Annotated in this window: 13 protein-coding genes and 2 pseudogenes; 8 read left to right on the top strand and 7 right to left on the bottom strand. The window is 44.6% G+C overall.

Annotated elements, in window-relative coordinates; all coding sequences use genetic code 11:
* Positions 1-143 precede the first annotated feature (143 nt).
* The 5 genes and pseudogenes from zorA2 to D9741_RS08420 all read left to right on the top strand — a co-directional run.
* Positions 144-1,796, top strand: coding sequence for a type II Zorya anti-phage system protein ZorA2 (gene zorA2, locus D9741_RS08440; protein ID WP_130216627.1), 1,653 nt, complete (start codon positions 144-146; stop codon positions 1,794-1,796).
* A 6-nt stretch (positions 1,797-1,802) separates the two neighbouring features.
* The gene (gene zorB2 / locus D9741_RS08435) at positions 1,803-2,510 is read left to right on the top strand and encodes a type II Zorya anti-phage system protein ZorB2 (protein ID WP_130216629.1); all 708 of its coding nucleotides are present in this window, start codon (positions 1,803-1,805) and stop codon (positions 2,508-2,510) included.
* A gap of 3 nt (positions 2,511-2,513) precedes the next feature.
* Positions 2,514-3,617, top strand: a complete 1,104-nt coding sequence (gene zorE / locus D9741_RS08430; protein ID WP_130216631.1) for a type II Zorya anti-phage system protein ZorE — start codon at positions 2,514-2,516, stop codon at positions 3,615-3,617.
* A gap of 210 nt (positions 3,618-3,827) precedes the next feature.
* Positions 3,828-4,934, top strand: coding sequence for an N-acetylneuraminate epimerase (locus D9741_RS08425; protein WP_130216633.1), 1,107 nt, complete (start codon positions 3,828-3,830; stop codon positions 4,932-4,934).
* A 104-nt stretch (positions 4,935-5,038) separates the two neighbouring features.
* Positions 5,039-5,218: pseudogene (locus D9741_RS08420) on the top strand (sialate O-acetylesterase); the annotation flags it as partial.
* A 7-nt stretch (positions 5,219-5,225) separates the two neighbouring features.
* Here the strand turns inward: D9741_RS08420 and D9741_RS08415 are convergent.
* A pseudogene (locus D9741_RS08415) lies at positions 5,226-5,330 on the bottom strand (HNH endonuclease); the annotation flags it as partial.
* A 99-nt stretch (positions 5,331-5,429) separates the two neighbouring features.
* Between D9741_RS08415 and D9741_RS08410 the strand changes: the two are divergent.
* A complete protein-coding gene (locus tag D9741_RS08410) occupies positions 5,430-6,302 on the top strand; it encodes a phosphorothioated DNA-binding restriction endonuclease (RefSeq protein ID WP_130216637.1) in 873 nt (290 codons plus the stop codon).
* Between the two features lie 310 nt (positions 6,303-6,612).
* Here D9741_RS08410 and yjhR read toward each other — a convergent pair whose 3' ends face one another.
* From yjhR to D9741_RS08380, 6 genes are all read right to left on the bottom strand, one after another.
* Positions 6,613-10,128: a helicase YjhR gene (gene yjhR, locus D9741_RS08405; RefSeq protein WP_130216639.1), complete on the bottom strand. Its 3,516-nt coding sequence runs from the start codon at positions 10,126-10,128 to the stop codon at positions 6,613-6,615.
* 674 nt (positions 10,129-10,802) lie between these two features.
* A complete protein-coding gene (locus tag D9741_RS08400; protein WP_006810290.1) occupies positions 10,803-13,136 on the bottom strand; it encodes a primase-helicase zinc-binding domain-containing protein in 2,334 nt (777 codons plus the stop codon).
* A 14-nt stretch (positions 13,137-13,150) separates the two neighbouring features.
* Complete coding sequence (locus D9741_RS08395; RefSeq protein WP_000842358.1) at positions 13,151-13,474, bottom strand: DUF5375 family protein; 324 nt, start codon at positions 13,472-13,474, stop codon at positions 13,151-13,153.
* Positions 13,471-13,695, bottom strand: coding sequence for a hypothetical protein (locus D9741_RS08390; RefSeq protein ID WP_001014979.1), 225 nt, complete (start codon positions 13,693-13,695; stop codon positions 13,471-13,473). The genes D9741_RS08395 and D9741_RS08390 overlap by 4 nt, the downstream gene beginning before the upstream one ends.
* Positions 13,695-14,243, bottom strand: a complete 549-nt coding sequence (locus tag D9741_RS08385; RefSeq protein ID WP_000761643.1) for a host cell division inhibitor Icd-like protein — start codon at positions 14,241-14,243, stop codon at positions 13,695-13,697. Before D9741_RS08385 ends, D9741_RS08390 begins: the two co-directional genes overlap by 1 nt.
* A complete protein-coding gene (locus D9741_RS08380; RefSeq protein ID WP_001084853.1) occupies positions 14,240-14,500 on the bottom strand; it encodes an AlpA family transcriptional regulator in 261 nt (86 codons plus the stop codon). The genes D9741_RS08385 and D9741_RS08380 overlap by 4 nt, the downstream gene beginning before the upstream one ends.
* Positions 14,501-15,405: 905 nt before the next feature.
* Between D9741_RS08380 and D9741_RS08375 the strand changes: the two genes are divergently transcribed.
* Positions 15,406-16,158 (top strand): phage capsid assembly protein, encoded by a 753-nt coding sequence (locus D9741_RS08375; protein WP_000214380.1) that lies wholly within the window; start codon positions 15,406-15,408, stop codon positions 16,156-16,158.
* Complete coding sequence (locus D9741_RS08370; protein WP_001091693.1) at positions 16,155-16,709, top strand: phage polarity suppression protein; 555 nt, start codon at positions 16,155-16,157, stop codon at positions 16,707-16,709. Before D9741_RS08375 ends, D9741_RS08370 begins: the two co-directional genes overlap by 4 nt.
* Position 16,710: the final 1 nt, after the last annotated feature.

Genomic DNA, 16,710 nt, shown 5'->3' with positions numbered 1-16,710 from the left:
CGCTAAAAATGAGACAAATCATTTATATCTCGAAAAAACTTGTTACAATCATGAGCACTACACCGGACTTAACCATATAAATTATGCGTGTTTTGTTTGTTTTTTAAACAATTACACTATCCATTATTTACACAGGTATCAAAATGTTAGCGCAGCTTTTTGAGCAGTTGTTTCAATCGATAGACTCTACACTGATCACCAATATTTTTATCTGGGCTGTTATATGCGTATTTTTATCAGCGTGGTGGTGTGACAAAAAAAATATACATAGTAAGTTTAGAGAATATGCTCCAACCTTAATGGGGGCATTAGGTATTCTGGGTACTTTCATTGGTATTATTATTGGGTTACTCAATTTTAATACCGAAAGTATTGATACCAGCATCCCCGTATTATTAGGTGGCCTAAAAACAGCATTCATTACAAGCATTGTAGGTATGTTTTTTGCCATTTTATTTAATGGAATGGATGCTTTCTTTTTTGCCAATAAACGAAGCGCGTTAGCAGAAAATAACCCTGAATCTGTTACACCTGAACATATCTATCATGAATTAAAAGAGCAGAACCAGACTCTGACTAAATTAGTCTCGGGTATTAACGGTGATAGTGAAGGTTCTCTTATTGCTCAAATAAAATTACTACGTACTGAGATTAGCGATTCCTCGCAAGCACAATTAGCTAATCACACTCATTTCAGTAATAAGCTTTGGGAACAACTTGAACAATTTGCAGAGCTGATGGCAAAAGGTGCTACAGAACAAATTATTGATGCTTTGCGGCAAGTCATTATTGATTTTAATGAAAATTTAACTGAACAGTTTGGTGAAAACTTTAAAGCACTTGATGCCTCTGTAAAAAAACTTGTTGAGTGGCAGGAAAATTATAAAACGCAAGTTGAGCAGATGTCAGAACAATATCAACAAAGTGTCGAGTCCCTGGTTGAAACAAAAACTGCGGTTGCCGGGATTTGGGAAGAATGTAAAGAAATTCCACTGGCTATGTCTGAACTGCGTGAAGTGCTTCAGGTGAACCAACATCAAATCAGCGAACTCTCCCGCCATTTAGAAACCTTTGCCGCCATCCGCGATAAAGCTACAACCGTATTACCTGAAATACAAAACAAAATGGCTGAAGTGGGTGAACTGCTGAAATCCGGAGCTGCAAATGTTAGTGCATCTCTTGAGCAAACCAGCCAGCAAATACTTCTTAATGCAGATTCAATGCGCGTGGCCCTGGATGAAGGTACCGAAGGATTCAGACAATCGGTTACCCAAACACAACAAGCATTTGCTTCGATGGCACATGATGTCAGCAATTCCTCCGAAACCCTAACCAGCACGTTAGGTGAAACAATTACTGAAATGAAACAAAGTGGTGAAGAATTCCTGAAATCACTAGAGTCGCACTCGAAAGAATTGCATAGAAATATGGAACAAAATACGACTAATGTGATTGATATGTTCAGTAAGACTGGTGAAAAGATTAACCATCAACTATCCAGTAATGCCGATAATATGTTTGATTCAATCCAGACATCATTTGATAAGGCAAGTGCAGGGCTGACTTCTCAAGTCAGAGAATCAATTGAAAAATTTGCTCTATCCATCAACGAGCAGTTACATGCTTTTGAGCAAGCAACTGAACGTGAAATGAACCGTGAAATGCAATCATTAGGTAATGCTCTGCTTTCAATCAGCAAAGGTTTTGTCGGTAACTATGAAAAACTTATTAAAGATTACCAAATAGTTATGGGGCAGTTACAAGCATTAATTTCTGCTAATAAACATCGCGGGTAATCGATCATGGATAAGATTATAGGGAAACAATTACCTAAAAAAGATCAAGATAATGAACACTGGGTATCCATGTCAGACTTAATGGCAGGGCTGATGATGGTTTTCATGTTCATATCTATTGCGTATATGCACTACGTACGTATTGAAAAAGAAAAAATTAAAGAAGTTGCCGTAGCCTACGAGAATGCTCAGTTACAGCTTTATAATGCTCTGGATATTGAGTTTGCAAAGGATTTACAAGACTGGGATGCAGAGATCGATAAACAGACTCTGGAGGTTCGATTTAAATCACCGGATGTTTTATTTGGCTTAGGAAGCACAGAGCTTAAACCAAAGTTTAAACTCATTCTTGACGACTTCTTTCCTCGCTACCTAAAAGTTCTTGATAATTATCAGGAACATATTACTGAAGTCCGCATTGAAGGTCACACAAGTACTGACTGGACAGGAACAACGAATCCTGATATTGCTTATTTTAATAATATGGCACTATCACAAGGTCGTACACGAGCAGTATTACAATACGTTTATGATATAAAAAATATCGCGACACACCAACAATGGGTTAAAAATAAATTTGCCGCAGTAGGTTATTCATCTGCACATCCCATTCTTGATAAAACCGGCAAGGAGGATCCTAATCGCTCTCGTCGTGTCACCTTCAAAGTTGTAACAAATGCTGAGTTGCAGATTAGAAAGATTATTCAGGAGTAAGAGATGAAATTATCTATCGACATTTCAGAACTTATTCAATTAGGGAAGAAAATGTTACCAGAAGGAGTCGATTTTTTTCTGGATGAATCCCCTATTGACTTTGATCCTATAGATATTGAGTTATCCACGGGTAAAGAAGTTAGTATCGAAGATCTTGACCCTGGTAGCGGGCTTATCTCTTATCATGGCCGCCAGGTTCTTTTATATATTCGGGACCATTCAGGGCGTTATGATGCGGCTATCGTCGATGGCGAAAAAGGAAAACGTTTTCATATTGCCTGGTGCAGAACTCTTGATGAAATGCGGCATAAAAATCGATTTGAAAGGTATCATGCAACTAACCGCATAGATGGTTTATTCGAAATTGATGATGGCTCAGGTCGGAGCCAGGATGTTGATTTACGGGTATGTATGAATTGCCTCGAACGACTTAATTATAAAGGAAGTATTGATAAACAACGAAAAAGAGAGATTTTTAAATCATTCTCATTAAATGAGTTTTTTTCAGATTATAGTACCTGTTTTCGTCATATGCCTAAGGGTATCTATGACAAAACAAATAGTGGGTATGTCGAAAACTGGAAAGATATATCTAAATCAATACGAGAAAAGGCCAAGTATACCTGTAATGATTGTGGTGTCAATTTATCAACCGCCAAAAACTTGTGCCATGTCCATCATAAAAATGGCATCAAATATGATAATCACCATGAAAATCTGCTTGTCCTGTGTAAGGATTGCCATCGTAAACAGCCCCTCCACGAAGGTATATTCGTTACCCAAGCTGAGATGGCTACCATTCAACGTTTACGTTCCCAACAAGGTTTATTAAAAGCAGAATCCTGGAATGAAATATATGACCTGACTGATCCGTCAGTGCATGGTGATATTAATATGATGCAACATAAAGGCTTTCAACCTCCTGTTCCTGGGTTAGATCTTCAAAACTCAGAACATGAAATTATTGCAACCGTAGAAGCAGCATGGCCAGGTCTTAAAATTGCAGTTAACCTTACTCCCGCCGAAGTCGAAGGATGGAGAATATATACCGTGGGTGAGCTGGTTAAAGAAATACAAACCGGAGCCTTTACGCCAGCAACTTTGTAAATTCTAACACTCCGTGAAAGTTAAGACTTTCGCGGAGGATAAATAAAATTTTCCTGATTTGTGACTCAAATTACAAAAGTAGTTTATGGCATAGCTTGTCTGGTTTTTATGGTGTAATAGGTATAAAGGTTTATGCTATGGTTAGCCTCATACTTAAAACTTCCCTCATATTGGTGAAGATTAAATCTTGGTAGGCAGGAGACAGTCACAATGAATAAAACAATAACGGCGCTTGCTATCATGATGGCCTCATTTGCCGCGAACGCGTCTGTATTGCCGGAAATTCCAGTACCATTTAAAAGTGGTACCGGAGCAATCGATAACGACACTGTCTACATTGGTTTAGGTAGTGCAGGAACGGCATGGTACAAGCTGGACACACAGGCCAGAGATAAAAAATGGAAAGCTCTGGCTGAATTCCCCGGTGGCGCAAGAGATCAAGCAACGTCCGCATTTATTGATGGTGATTTGTATGTATTTGGCGGTATTGGCAAAAACCAACAAGGTTTAACCAGGGTGTTCAACGATGTGTACAAATATAGCCCAGCAACTAATACCTGGATTAAATTGATGTCACACGCACCGATGGGCATGGCGGGTCATGTGACTTTTGTTCACAACGGCAAAGCTTATGTTACTGGCGGTGTTAACCAAAATATCTTCAATGGCTATTTTGAAGATCTCAACGAGGCTGGAAAAGATTCAGCAACTATAGATAAAATCAACGCCCACTATTTTGACAAAAAAGCAGAAGATTATTTCTTCAATAAGTTTTTGTTGTCTTTTGATCCCTCAACACAGCAATGGAGTTACGCTGGCGAATCGCCCTGGTACGGGACGGCTGGTGCGGCGGTTGTGAATAAAGGTGATAAAACCTGGCTTATTAATGGCGAAGCTAAACCAGGATTGCGAACGGATGCCGTATTTGAACTTGATCTTACCGGCAATAACGTAAAATGGAATAAGCTTCCTCCCGTCTCATCACCAGATGGCGTCGCTGGCGGTTTTGCGGGGATAAGCAATGATTTTCTTATATTTGCCGGAGGTACCGGATTTAAAGGCTCGCGGGCAAATTACCAGAACGGTAAGAACTATGCGCATGAAGGCCTGAAAAAATCATATAGCGCTGATATTTATCTGTGGCATAACGGGAAATGGGAGAAATCTGGCGAACTGACGCAAGGTCGGGCCTACGGAGTATCATTGCCCTGGAATAATAGTCTATTGATTATTGGCGGTGAAACTGCGGGTGGTAAAGCGGTGGCGGATTCAGTGTTGCTCTCAGTGAAAGATAATAAAGTTACTGTGCAAAACTAACTTTTCAGGGTTTCCATTGCCTGAAAATAAAGATGTTGTTCATCCCGGAATAAAATAACTGGCGCGGTTTGCGCAGATACATCCTGCGCCCGCCATATCACTTTAAAAGAGAACTGACAAACGCGCCTGATGAAAATCCAAATAATTTGAGCAAGGGATATAACGGTTCAGCGTACCGAATTCCTGAGAACAAGACGACGGCGCTACGAAGCCGTCATTTCAGTCGGGGGATGATTGTAGACAAATTTGTTGACGCTATTTTGCAGTTTTGGCGCGAAAGATGAGCGTTCATTAATTTGATTTATTTGCATCCATCAACGCTTTTAACTCCTCCGGCGTAAACGGTGGTTTGCGTCGGTGCAGCATCGCATGACAATTAGGGCACACAGGAAATAAAAAAACAAATGAGATCAAGGTAATATATCTTCGCTTGCAGGCTTGAACAACAGAAAATTTGCGAGCATGATCGCAATTATTTCACTGCCAGGGATATCAATGGCTTCCAGTAAATCGCTACAGCAGGCAATTGCCAACATAAAAATCTGGCACAAGGGTGAACAGCGCGCACCGCATAAGCCGTTGTTATTGCTATACGTATTAGCGGGATACCTGAATGGACATCCGCGCCTTTTCGATTATGGCTCGGAAATCTACGAACCTCTGCACAGTTTACTGGAACGTTTTGGGCCACAGCGTTCACAGTACCGACCTGATATGCCGTTCTGGCGATTACAAGGCGACGGATTCTGGCAATTACACAATGCCGGGCTTTGCTCAACAGCAGGGAGCAGCCGACAACCGCCAGTGAAGGAACTGACCGAATACCACGTTGCAGGCGGTTTCGATGAACAGCATTACGCCCTGGTAACCGGCAATAAAAAACTCATCAACACTCTGGCACAACAGATACTCGAAGCGCACTTCACCGAGAGTATTCAGGAAGAAATCGCTGACGAGCTGGGTTTTGATCTCCAGCAAATCCGTAAACAGCGCGACCCGTTATTTCGCAAAAATGTATTACGTGCTTATAACTACCAGTGCGCGATATGTGGCTTTAATATGCGCCACGATGACGCCACCGTCGCGCTGGAAGCTGCGCATATAAAATGGAAACAGCACGGCGGTCCTTGTGAAATCCCTAATGGCCTGGCGCTTTGCGCAATTCACCATAAAGCCTTTGATAAAGGATCGATTGGCCTGGATGAAAATATGCGGGTGCTTGTCTCGGATGCGGTAAATGGCGGAGGTATTGTTGAGAAACTATTCTGGGATTTTGACGGGAAAACTATTGCGTTGCCACAGGTGCGTAAAAATTACCCTTATGAGGGGTTTGTGGAGTGGCATCGGAAAGAGGTTTTTAGGGGGTGAGGTAATACTTATTTTGCTGATTTAACGTCTCTATCTGATTCAATTCGGCATCATGAACAGCCATGATATGCTTAATACCGGGCGAAAAAATTAGACCGTTATGATCGGTTTAGATTTCCGTTATTACTTGCATTCGCTTTCATTCCTAAAAGCCCCTGCCGTTAATGCCAGGCGCATTACGCAAAGGAGAATGATTAGTAAACAATAAGATTGAAAATCAGGAAGGCGACTCGCAATAAATCTGAAAGTCGCTTTCACATTGTTAAAATATATCCCTTACCACTCCTGTGTTGTGAACTGTTCATCACACTTATAGCTGACGTTGATCCAGACTGCTATATATCGCCTTTATTTCATTTTTTACGCCTTCGCCACGGTACACCAAAGACGTATCATATCGTTGATATTTATCTTCTCGCGCAGCACTGAACCAGTTAAAAGATCCAACGCACAGCAACTCCTCATCTCTAATCACAATTTTGCTGTGAACGCGATTCACCAATTTTGTAGCAATGCCCATATTATTGAGCTTTTCGACTGCATCATTTAGAAGATGCAGTTTCTCCTGGCGCTTATCATCATCGATATGCGCAATATTGCAGTTTTTATCCGTTACCACGGTAATATCAATACCTCGGGAGCGGGCCAGAGCCATTGACGTCAGAAACCCCGTTTGCTCCACTTTTTGCCAGGATAACCAGGGGGAAATAATCGTGATCTTCTGTTGAGCTGCGGCCAGAGCATTATTCAAGAATTCATCATGCTGCTCCACACCATGCAACGTTGAAATTTTTGTCTGTGCGGAAATTAAATCCTGTCGTTTCTGAAACTCAAATTGCAACGCATTATTATCTGAAGCAAACAGAAATTTTGCCAATAACCCTCGCGGCGAAGATGCGGGCTGCATCTCAATAAGGTCCATATCGCCAAAGACCAGAAAACTATCCTTAGCGCGTGAGACAGCAACATTGAGGATACTGCTGTTGCTATCAAGAAACCTGCCATCTTCATGTTTTGAGTAGACTGGGGAAAAGAGAACAATCGCCCTTTCCGCACCCTGCAAGGAGTGCACAGTCCCCACTGTCAGTGAGCCCTCTTCGTCTTTGTCATTAATCTCCAGCTTACGCAATGACGTTTTGATGGCATTAACCTGCGCCGAAAATGGCGTCACAACACCAACAACTTTGTACAGAGGTTCCCCGTAATGGCGCTCTATATCATCCTTATGTGTCGCCAGCCATGCTGCTATTGTTTCAGCTTCAAGAGGGTTATAACGGCTCCCCCCATTTGGCTTCATGCCTCGGCCATCAATATGCAGATATCCCATTGCGGGAAAAATCGTCCCTTTTTCCATCCCTCTTTTAGGCTGCAACTTACCGTGATAGCAAAGTGAGTTACAGTAGCCGATGATGTTATTGAAACAGCGACGATGCTCATACAGATACATTCCGCGCTCGAACTTGAGATCATACTGGTAGCGGGAGTTGAACTGGGCAACCTGCATTACGCTACCAGATGCTGCACTTTTTCCAGACCCACACACATGGGAATATGTATTTATTAACTCTTCCTGAGTGCCACCAGAAAGAATATTCTCCTCAAGCATATTGCCCATATCAGTAACGGGTAGACAATTCCAGATTGGAGCTATTTGCTCCGTATCGCCAATCACCAGTGCTTTCTTCGCCAATGCAAAAGAGGCCGCAGCAACCTCCGGGAGTACCTGCCCTGCTTCATCGACAATCAGTAAATCGGCAAAGTTATATAAATAATTATTATCCGATGTTCTGTCCCCACCAAAAGATTTTCTCCTGTTCATATGGTAAGGCAACATGTAGCAGGTCATTACCACACAAGGAGTAAGTTTCATTCTTCTTAGCCAACGAGCCTCGGCGATAGTTGTCCCGGTAATTCCTTTTTCTTTTTGCAGGTTATCAATTGCCGCCATATCCATCAGCCAGCGACCTTCCCAATAATGAGTCGCTAACAAGAACGCTGGAAAACGAATCTGAGTATCGGCAAGCTCGTCCGCTCCGGCGAGGTTCAGCTCATCGTCTCCCCTGTAGCCCAGAGCATAAGTCAACCCGCGCCATTGTTTTGCTGCTTCCATTTCGCTTCGGGCTATGTCCTGCGCAAAGTTGATATTCTGTTGGCACACCGCCTGCTCTTGTTGCGCTTTAGCGATCAAACTATCGATAAATTTATCAATATCTTCGGGACAATTTCCCTGGAACGCTGTCATTCTTGCGCCGAACGTAGAGTCCAGGAAGAGGTTAATCTGGTAATGGCGTTTAGCACGAACAGCAGGGAGCCATGACAAAAATGCATACATAAGCGACTCATCGGCACGGTATTGCTGCCACTGCTTTTTACCTCTGGCTAAAAGTGAAATTTCATTGCCAATATTGAGAAGAAGTGTGTTTTTGTCCTGAAGATACTGGTCGAGATTCTCACTGATGACTCGCTGTTCATGGCGGATATCATTGAGTCTGCGCCATGCGGGTTCGATTTGCTGAAGTTGCATAAACTGTGAAGTTAAACGTTCATGCAAAAGCGTCACTACATGCTCTGGCGAATTGCACTCTCCAGCTCCAAACGCCGCCTCCGCTTTTTCAAGGTAAAAGGCCCGGGCTTTTTCCAGATATTCCAGGGATTCAACGCGGTTAAAAAAATCTTCAGTCTGGTATTTCTTCGCTGCCTCAACCTGACGGCTTTTAGACGGAAAATAAGCGCCATAGCTTATTACTTCCGGCAACCAACGCCCAGACATTACGCCAAAACCAGTAGAGAAATCTTTTCCAAAGGCTTCAATAATATTGGTGACGGCCTGATTGTTAGTCGATGTGGCAATAATTACAGGAGGTTCAGTTTGATTAAGTGCGGCTCTTGTCCATTCGGTGGCAATAATAGAAAGCACCAGCGTAGTTTTACCCGTTCCCGGAGGACCGTTGACAGCGAGCATATCACCCTGCTGTTGAGTCAGATAATGGCTCAGGGCATCGCGCTGCGCCACTGCCAGCGGAAACTTATCGCCGGAATGCCCCAGACGTTCGCAGAACATCGCATTCTTAGCGAGAAGTGACTCCACTGGGGGCATTTCATTTGAGGCAAAACGCGTTAATAGCGGAACCTTAACCTGGCTCATCAGCAGATGGTCATACATAGGCAGGATATGAACACTGGCCCCTACATGCTGGCTAGCTTTAACAATATAACCGTATCCAGCCCGTTCGTATGGCTCAGATGTAGCGACCCAATTTCCAGCGACGTTTCTTAAAAGGTTATCTGACTGTTGAAGATAATTTTGCCAATGCTGACGATACCTGGCATGGCGTTCCGCTTTCTCTTCGTCAGTTTCTTCGTAATGTTCTGGTTCATCTTCATTAATGGTGGCTGTGTTATGCGTGGTTTTGTATTTGTCATATTGCGCCAACTCACCAATAGAAAAATGACCGGAAGGGAGAGGTTCAAGCAGATCGCGGGGAATAGTGGCTGAAGCGGCAGGAAACAAAAAACCTTCCCTATTCAGAAGAGCGGAGGTAACCAGTGGCGTGATAATTGCGGGTGCACCTGCCATTTGCTCTTTGCCATGCTTTACTATGCGGTTCCACACTTGGGGCCGTAACACGACTTCAACGGTTTTTACCGACTCCCCTTCACCGTCAAAAAATGCCCGAATAGTCTCGTCATCCAACTGCCCTGCGGTGATATTTATCCATCGAATGAATGAATCTGTATCTTTACGTGAAAACGTTCCTTTACCAGATTCGGCGTCAGCTAAGGAGTTGCGCCAGTATGAAGTGAATCCCAATGTATTGCTGTCCATTTTCCATTCCGTGACATAATAGAAATCATTGATTTCATTGATGTAAATATTACTTATGATTAAACATTGTCCACGATGCGAGCACGATCGCAATAAATATTGTGCCTGGAGGATGGATTAGATTTTCTGAAAGAGCCGAATCCTTAATAGATAAGCGCAAACATACTTGGTTCGGTATTCTTAAAGGAATTAATATGGATTGAACCAAGTTGACGTTAGTTGAAAAAAACAGCGGAAAAGATTTGCGTGGCGCGGATTTCAGGCATAAAAAAAGACCTCAGTTGAGGTCTATTTACATACTTTTGGTGCGAAGGCCGGACTCGCATATTCATTTAAATTGTTGTAAAAAATGGATTTTATTAATAATTAATTCAATTATGCCCCCTTTTGTGCCCCCTCCATTCGCTGTTCACATTTTGATTTTTGTTGATTATTTATCCAAAAATTATCGAAGAAATAGTCAATCCAGTTAGGTTCCGTTAAACGGATCCAAACCGGGACTTGACTCAACAAAAAATACTTTTTTTTCGCAAAACCATGCACACTATTCACTCTGCAACTTTTAATTTATATATCAATTGGTTATGTATTAACAGTTAGGTGAAGAGTGAACTGCTATCTCTACATTCGTACGTTTCCAATAAGAAACCCGGCATCAGCCGGGTTAGTTGTAATTATTTGATTGTTGGCTCATCACACTTGGGAAGCCAGTCTGCATTACTTTCCTCTTTTAAAGTGAGGTTAGTCTGCATTCCCTGATTAGTTCGCCGCTTCTCATAATTTAGCCCGTATTCCTTCAGCATAACTGGTAGCCCTTTGCCAAACATTGTCAGGCTAAGGGTATTTTTAAAGCCATTAGCCTCCATGTATACGAGATAGGCATGGTAAAGGTACGTACGTGGCTGGCGCGGGACAATATTGGCGTTCCCCATAAACATGCCGTTGGTGTCAGGTAATGCCTCAAGGTAGCCACAAAAATCAAATGCTGGATCAGCATCACGCTTGATGGTGAGAGCCTCATCAGAATTCTGCTGCGACTGAAGCAATGTTCTGGCGCTCATCGGATCGCTGAAACGCTGCATGAGCTGACGAACAATCACAGCCAGTTCTCGTGCAATTTTATCTTTCAACTGCGGATCGCGTTCTTCCGGTGCTATCTGCTCAGGAAAATGCAGAATAACTCTCCTGCGGGACACACCACCACTGCGATCAGTGAAGCGCATAGGATTATTATTTACGGCCAAGATAACCGCCGGAATATGTGTTGAATAAGCATTCTGATATTTGGGGTCCACAGATACTGCATCGCCACCAGTTATAGCCTTAAGCCCGGCGCCGTCGCCGCTCCACTTCTCCTGATCAGGCAGGCGAATAAGAGAAAAACCTATCAGAGCCGCACGTTCTCGCGGGGACTCCAGCGTTTCAATGGTCGCAGAGGTGGCGTTATCCTCTCCAGCAAGCATGGTCGCAATTTCAGCCAGAATACTTTTGCCACTTCCACCAGGGCCAGTCACTTCCAGAAAGAGCTGCCAGTCATAACGGTTCGCCAGCACCATAAATAACGCTGCAAGAATAATGTCGCGTTTTGCTGGCTTGTGTCCGGCGGCCCGGTCCAACCAACGCCAGAATGCCGGGGCATGAGTTTCAAGCGTTTCCCCCTTTACCGGTGGCGTGAAATCGACTTCACACAGGGTACGCAGCCAGTTCTCTTTACAGTGCGGACTAAAAAGCCCTGTTCGCGTATCGAGAACGCCATTACGAAAACCAATCAGATGACGTGACGGATTTTGCTGCTGCGGAACAATTAACTTTAATGTTTCCACCAGTGAGGCAATTTTTCCTGAGGAAAACGGTGCCCCGAGGCGCTGGAAAAGGGCTGCGACATCTCGGGCAAAATCTGACTGAGAAATAACTTTCCACGCTCCAGACTCGTAGCGGGATAAAAGCTGCCCGTTCGGATCAACCGCCAGTGCATCCCTGTAATGCTCCCGAACCCTCTGAGCTTTTTCGCTGACACTCATCGCTGTGAATTCTGCTTCACTCATTGTGTCGAAAGGACTGGCGTTATGTGGCTTCAAAGCCTCAAGAATTGCCTTCCGGGTGGATTCCTCTCCGTATTGGGTAAGCGCATCATTCCAGTCACCAAAAACCGGTGGCAGCACAATGTCACACTGACTCGCTTTTGCAGCAGTTTCAGCCCTGTTCTGGCCTGAACCATTCAGATCGCGGTCCGCTGCAATAATTAACTGATATCCAGGATACTTATTATGGGCAACGCTGCTCAGAGAAAGAAAGTTGACCGACGAAAATGCCACCATGACGGCTTCTCCTGTCAAATAATGAATGGTAAGCGCCGTGGCGTAACCTTCCGCAATCCAAATCCTTCTTACAGAACTCCCGCCCCCTTCTATCAGATGATAGGCCTCCTTAACCTGACCTCCTTTAAGAAAACACTTGCTACCATTGCCACTGATAAGCTGAATATTCACCAGCTCCCCGTCAGCGTTATAGAGTGGGACGATCAAATCACCGGGGCGGAACATCACACCACCGGCCTTATGAGCTGAAGTCAGCTCATGGCAAATATGCTCCGGGAAACCTTTATGTGTAAGATAAGTGTTTCCGGCAGATTCACGCGAGGCTTGCAGCAGTCGCGCGGCAAGTGCTGCCGCTGCATCTTTCCCGCTATCGGTATCGGCGGTTAACGTCCTGACCTCGGAATTAACTATAGACAGATCATGTGTCAGTCCATGTATCCTGTCAGCTGCTTCACTGATATCCACATTCAGTGCCCTGGTGACAAGCGCTAAACCATCCCCGGCTCCGCACTGATTGCAGAACCATGTTCCGCGTCCTTCCTGATCGTCGAAGCGAAAACGATCTTTACCGCCACAGACCGGGCAAGGCTGATGGCGATTTTTCAATATATTCACGCCCAGCGCTGGCAGAATCTGAGCCCAGTGACCGCGGGCAGCCTTCACGGCCTGACTGACTTTCATTCCTGACATGACGCAGTTCTCCCTCAGTGTAAAACCGGCTTTTTGATGTGACGGACGCATAACTCATCCATTACGGCTATTCCGAGCTGGGAGAGTGCGGGACAGGACATTAGAGGGCCGTATTCCATCAGGTCTGAAAGCAGGGCGCAGGCGATTTCCATGCCTTTTGTTTGCCCGTGCTGTCGCAGATAAAATCCTTCAAGCTCACGGGCAATAGCGGTTTCAATTTCATCCAGAGTGAGCTGCAGATGGCGGTTTTGCTGATAGCAGGCACTCAACCAGGCGCAGGCTACCGCGCGGCGATACAACGCTACCCGAAGTGAAAGGGAAAGAGTGCGTGATTTCATTGCACCACCTCCATGTTCATGAGGTCATCCTGGCAACGCTGTACCACGCCATCAAGCTGCTCTGTCATCAGATAAATCAGGGAAACCAGTTGTTCACATTGAGCACTGGCAGGTTTTTCGTAGCAATCCTGAAGAACAGCCATTCCAGTGACAAACTCTCCCACGTTACGAAGATGCTTCAGGCGGAGAATATCGTCATAAGAGATTGCGGCGTGATTCATTAGATCACCTCCCGGACAGGCAGGCGAGCAGCAAGACAAAGCACATACTCATGGACCAGTGAAAGACGTGCATGATGCTCATTGCTGGCGATGATACGCAGCATACTGATACGTGGTTTACGTTCTGCACGACGAACGGCGGCAAAAACAAATATAAATTGAGGATGTGACGGGGCGAGGATCGTAGCCATAAGGGCAACCTCCAATAAGTAGCGGTAAATGCCACCACCGGAGTTCCTACGCTCATGGGTGGTGACCCGAACGGGGGTAGGAATACCGGCCTTATTGGAAACCGGCCAGCCCGAAGGCTGCCCCGCCCGGACCACCATTATCTGAAAGGGGCTAAGGTATAAGCACCGCAGCCCGAAAAATGGGTGTGCCTGAGCAACGACGTAAAAAAAGACGCACGGCGCGTCTGGTGTCGCCAATAAGTAACTCGGGTTCCTACGCCCGGCAGCCGATTTTGCGGCAGCGGGAAAACTATACCTGGAAAAGATATCAGGACGCAAGCCAGAAAAAAGGAGATGAGACTGCAAAGCAAGTTTCACGCATGGCCTCCTTGCTCGCGGGCAGCAATTCGCGCCGCCATCCATGCACTGACCTCCGACTGTACCCAGGCCACATTTTTTCCACCCAGGGATATCTGCTGCGGGAAGGCATCGCGGCTGATAAGGTCGTAGATGGTTGAACGGGATAGCCCGCAAAGGTGCATCACTTCAGGTAATCGTATGAAGCGCTCCTGCTGAGCCGGAACCGGGAGCACCGGAGCAGCTGGTGCCGGGGTGGAAACGGAAATACTATTCATCTGGCTACCTCTCTAATATGTTTACAACAGTCCGGGCAATTCCATGCGGATTCAGGTAGCTCCTTATTATGTTTATATAAGCGGCTCGCGCATGCTTTATTTATTTTGTGTGAAATGTTGATTTCTCAAAAAATAAAACAGCTAAAAACCGTATGAAACGAACAAAAACAAACAATTCCTTTATGGAATATAATAAGGAGCATCAATAATAAAAAAGTCTATTACACTAGGCAGGATCACAGCTCAAATCTGAACCAGCCCATATCATTCAGGGCTTTACATCATAAGCACTAAGACAACACCTGATTAATAAAAGAGCCAAAAACGGCCAAAAATAAACAGCTCACCATATGTATCAATAAATCCGATGATTAAAGAAATTAAATTACCATCTTACTTCCGCATGTATCCGAATGTGTTTAATGAACATCAGACAAATTCATTTTTATGAATATTTTCCTGAAATGCAACTGAGTGCAGGGAGGTTGAATGTTCAATTATTAAACAGATATAAGACATCTTTTATTCTTTACATAGAATATGTATTGAATACTGGTGAATATTGGTGAGGAGAAAAGATCCAGTAATAAACTGAAATAAATATCGCGACTTATATGAAAAAGAAATATATGTTTAATTTTATCTCTGTGAACAGTCATGAACAGTAGATGATCACTTTAATTAAAACACTACACCACTTAACCACATGTATTTACTATATTTTTATTGAAGTGAACAGTAGTGAATAGTATGTATTAAAGGAAGCGTGTAGATCAGACATGACACCTTTCTCTGGCTAGCCAGAACAAGGTCATTGTTCAGTCACTGACACAATCCTCCTCGGTAGTGCGCTTGTATGGACCCCGGCACAATTGACACAACAACAAAACACTACCGGAGCAGCCATGACAACTGTTAACCAGATCTCTGATGCAAACATTACCCCCACCCTCCCGCCGAAAATTCGCGAAGCGGTGGAAAAAGTTAAGGCAGCAAAAGCTGTCTGGCAGGAAGAACGGCGAAAACAAACCGAAGCTGCTGCAATGACTGAAACTATCCGTAAACGTCAGGAAGATACAAAAACGGAGACGCAGGCGCTTAATGATGAATGGCGAAACCTGTTTCGTGAGAATCAGGGGAATATGACGCCACGAATGAAAAAACTGCGGGCAGAAATCGCCCTCGGACGCGAAACACTAGATGAGTTCGAAGATTTGCTGGCTGCTCAGGCTGCAGAAAATGAATTCCTGCCATGGAAAACTGCGGATGCTGCAAACCGCTACATCAGCGAACATAATCACCTGATTGAAACTCATGCAGTGTGGCTCTGGAATGAGTTTATGAAGGAACACGGCCAGAAACTTATTCAGATCCTTGGACTGCTGAAAATGACTCTGGGCCGAAGCGCATCTTCTGTTATCGGTGTAGTTCATACCGTAAACGACCCCGAAAGTGTGCTGAAGCAATTTATCAGCGAGCAACTCACCACTCCGGCACTGTTCTGTAACGTATCTTCAACGGATGATATTGCCCTGCCGGGGATCAGCATTTATGCGGACGATAAAGCCATACAGGATGCCAGACAATCACCCAGCCCTGCAGCACGTTCCCGGATGCTTAAACAGCGTGACATGGCTAAAGGGGGCGAGAAGGAATGAATACCGGAACCATTACTCAGGAAGCTCTCAACGATTACCGCGCGGCAATAAAAAGCTGGCTGACACTACGTAATGTGCAAAGTACCAGCCAGCTTCGTCTGGCTGCTTTGCTGGATACTGAAGAAAAACCCGCAGCATATGCCAGCCAACTTGAGGATCTTCGTGAGCGTCTTGCACTCCTCGAATGGCAGATTAACTGTGCCGCCCGGGATGGTCTTTATGCTCACCAGATTGTGCTGGAAAGCTGTGTTACAAGCGCAACTGAAAACTTCATGAGCGAGCATGGTGATGCACTCACTGACGCTCTGGCTCCTTTTCTTTGTGCACCATACGGGCTTGAGGCGGCAATGAAAATATTACGAACCGCTGTAGCCCGACAAACGGAAGTCCGTACTCCGGTAATTTCAGCAGCATATAAGAGCATTATCGACGAAACCGGATTAACGGTGGATGCATCAATGCGCGCTGATGCTTCAGCCAGTTTCACCCCGGCACAACATAAAGTTTTCCTGGCCCGCCTTAACCGACTTAATGAAAAAGGAGTGTGCTGAT

It is taken from the genome of Escherichia sp. E14V7 (genome assembly GCF_004212225.1).
Lineage (GTDB): Bacteria > Pseudomonadota > Gammaproteobacteria > Enterobacterales > Enterobacteriaceae > Escherichia.
The sequence above is the reverse complement of the archived record's forward strand: the minus strand, read 5'-3'. Positions and strand labels throughout refer to the sequence as shown.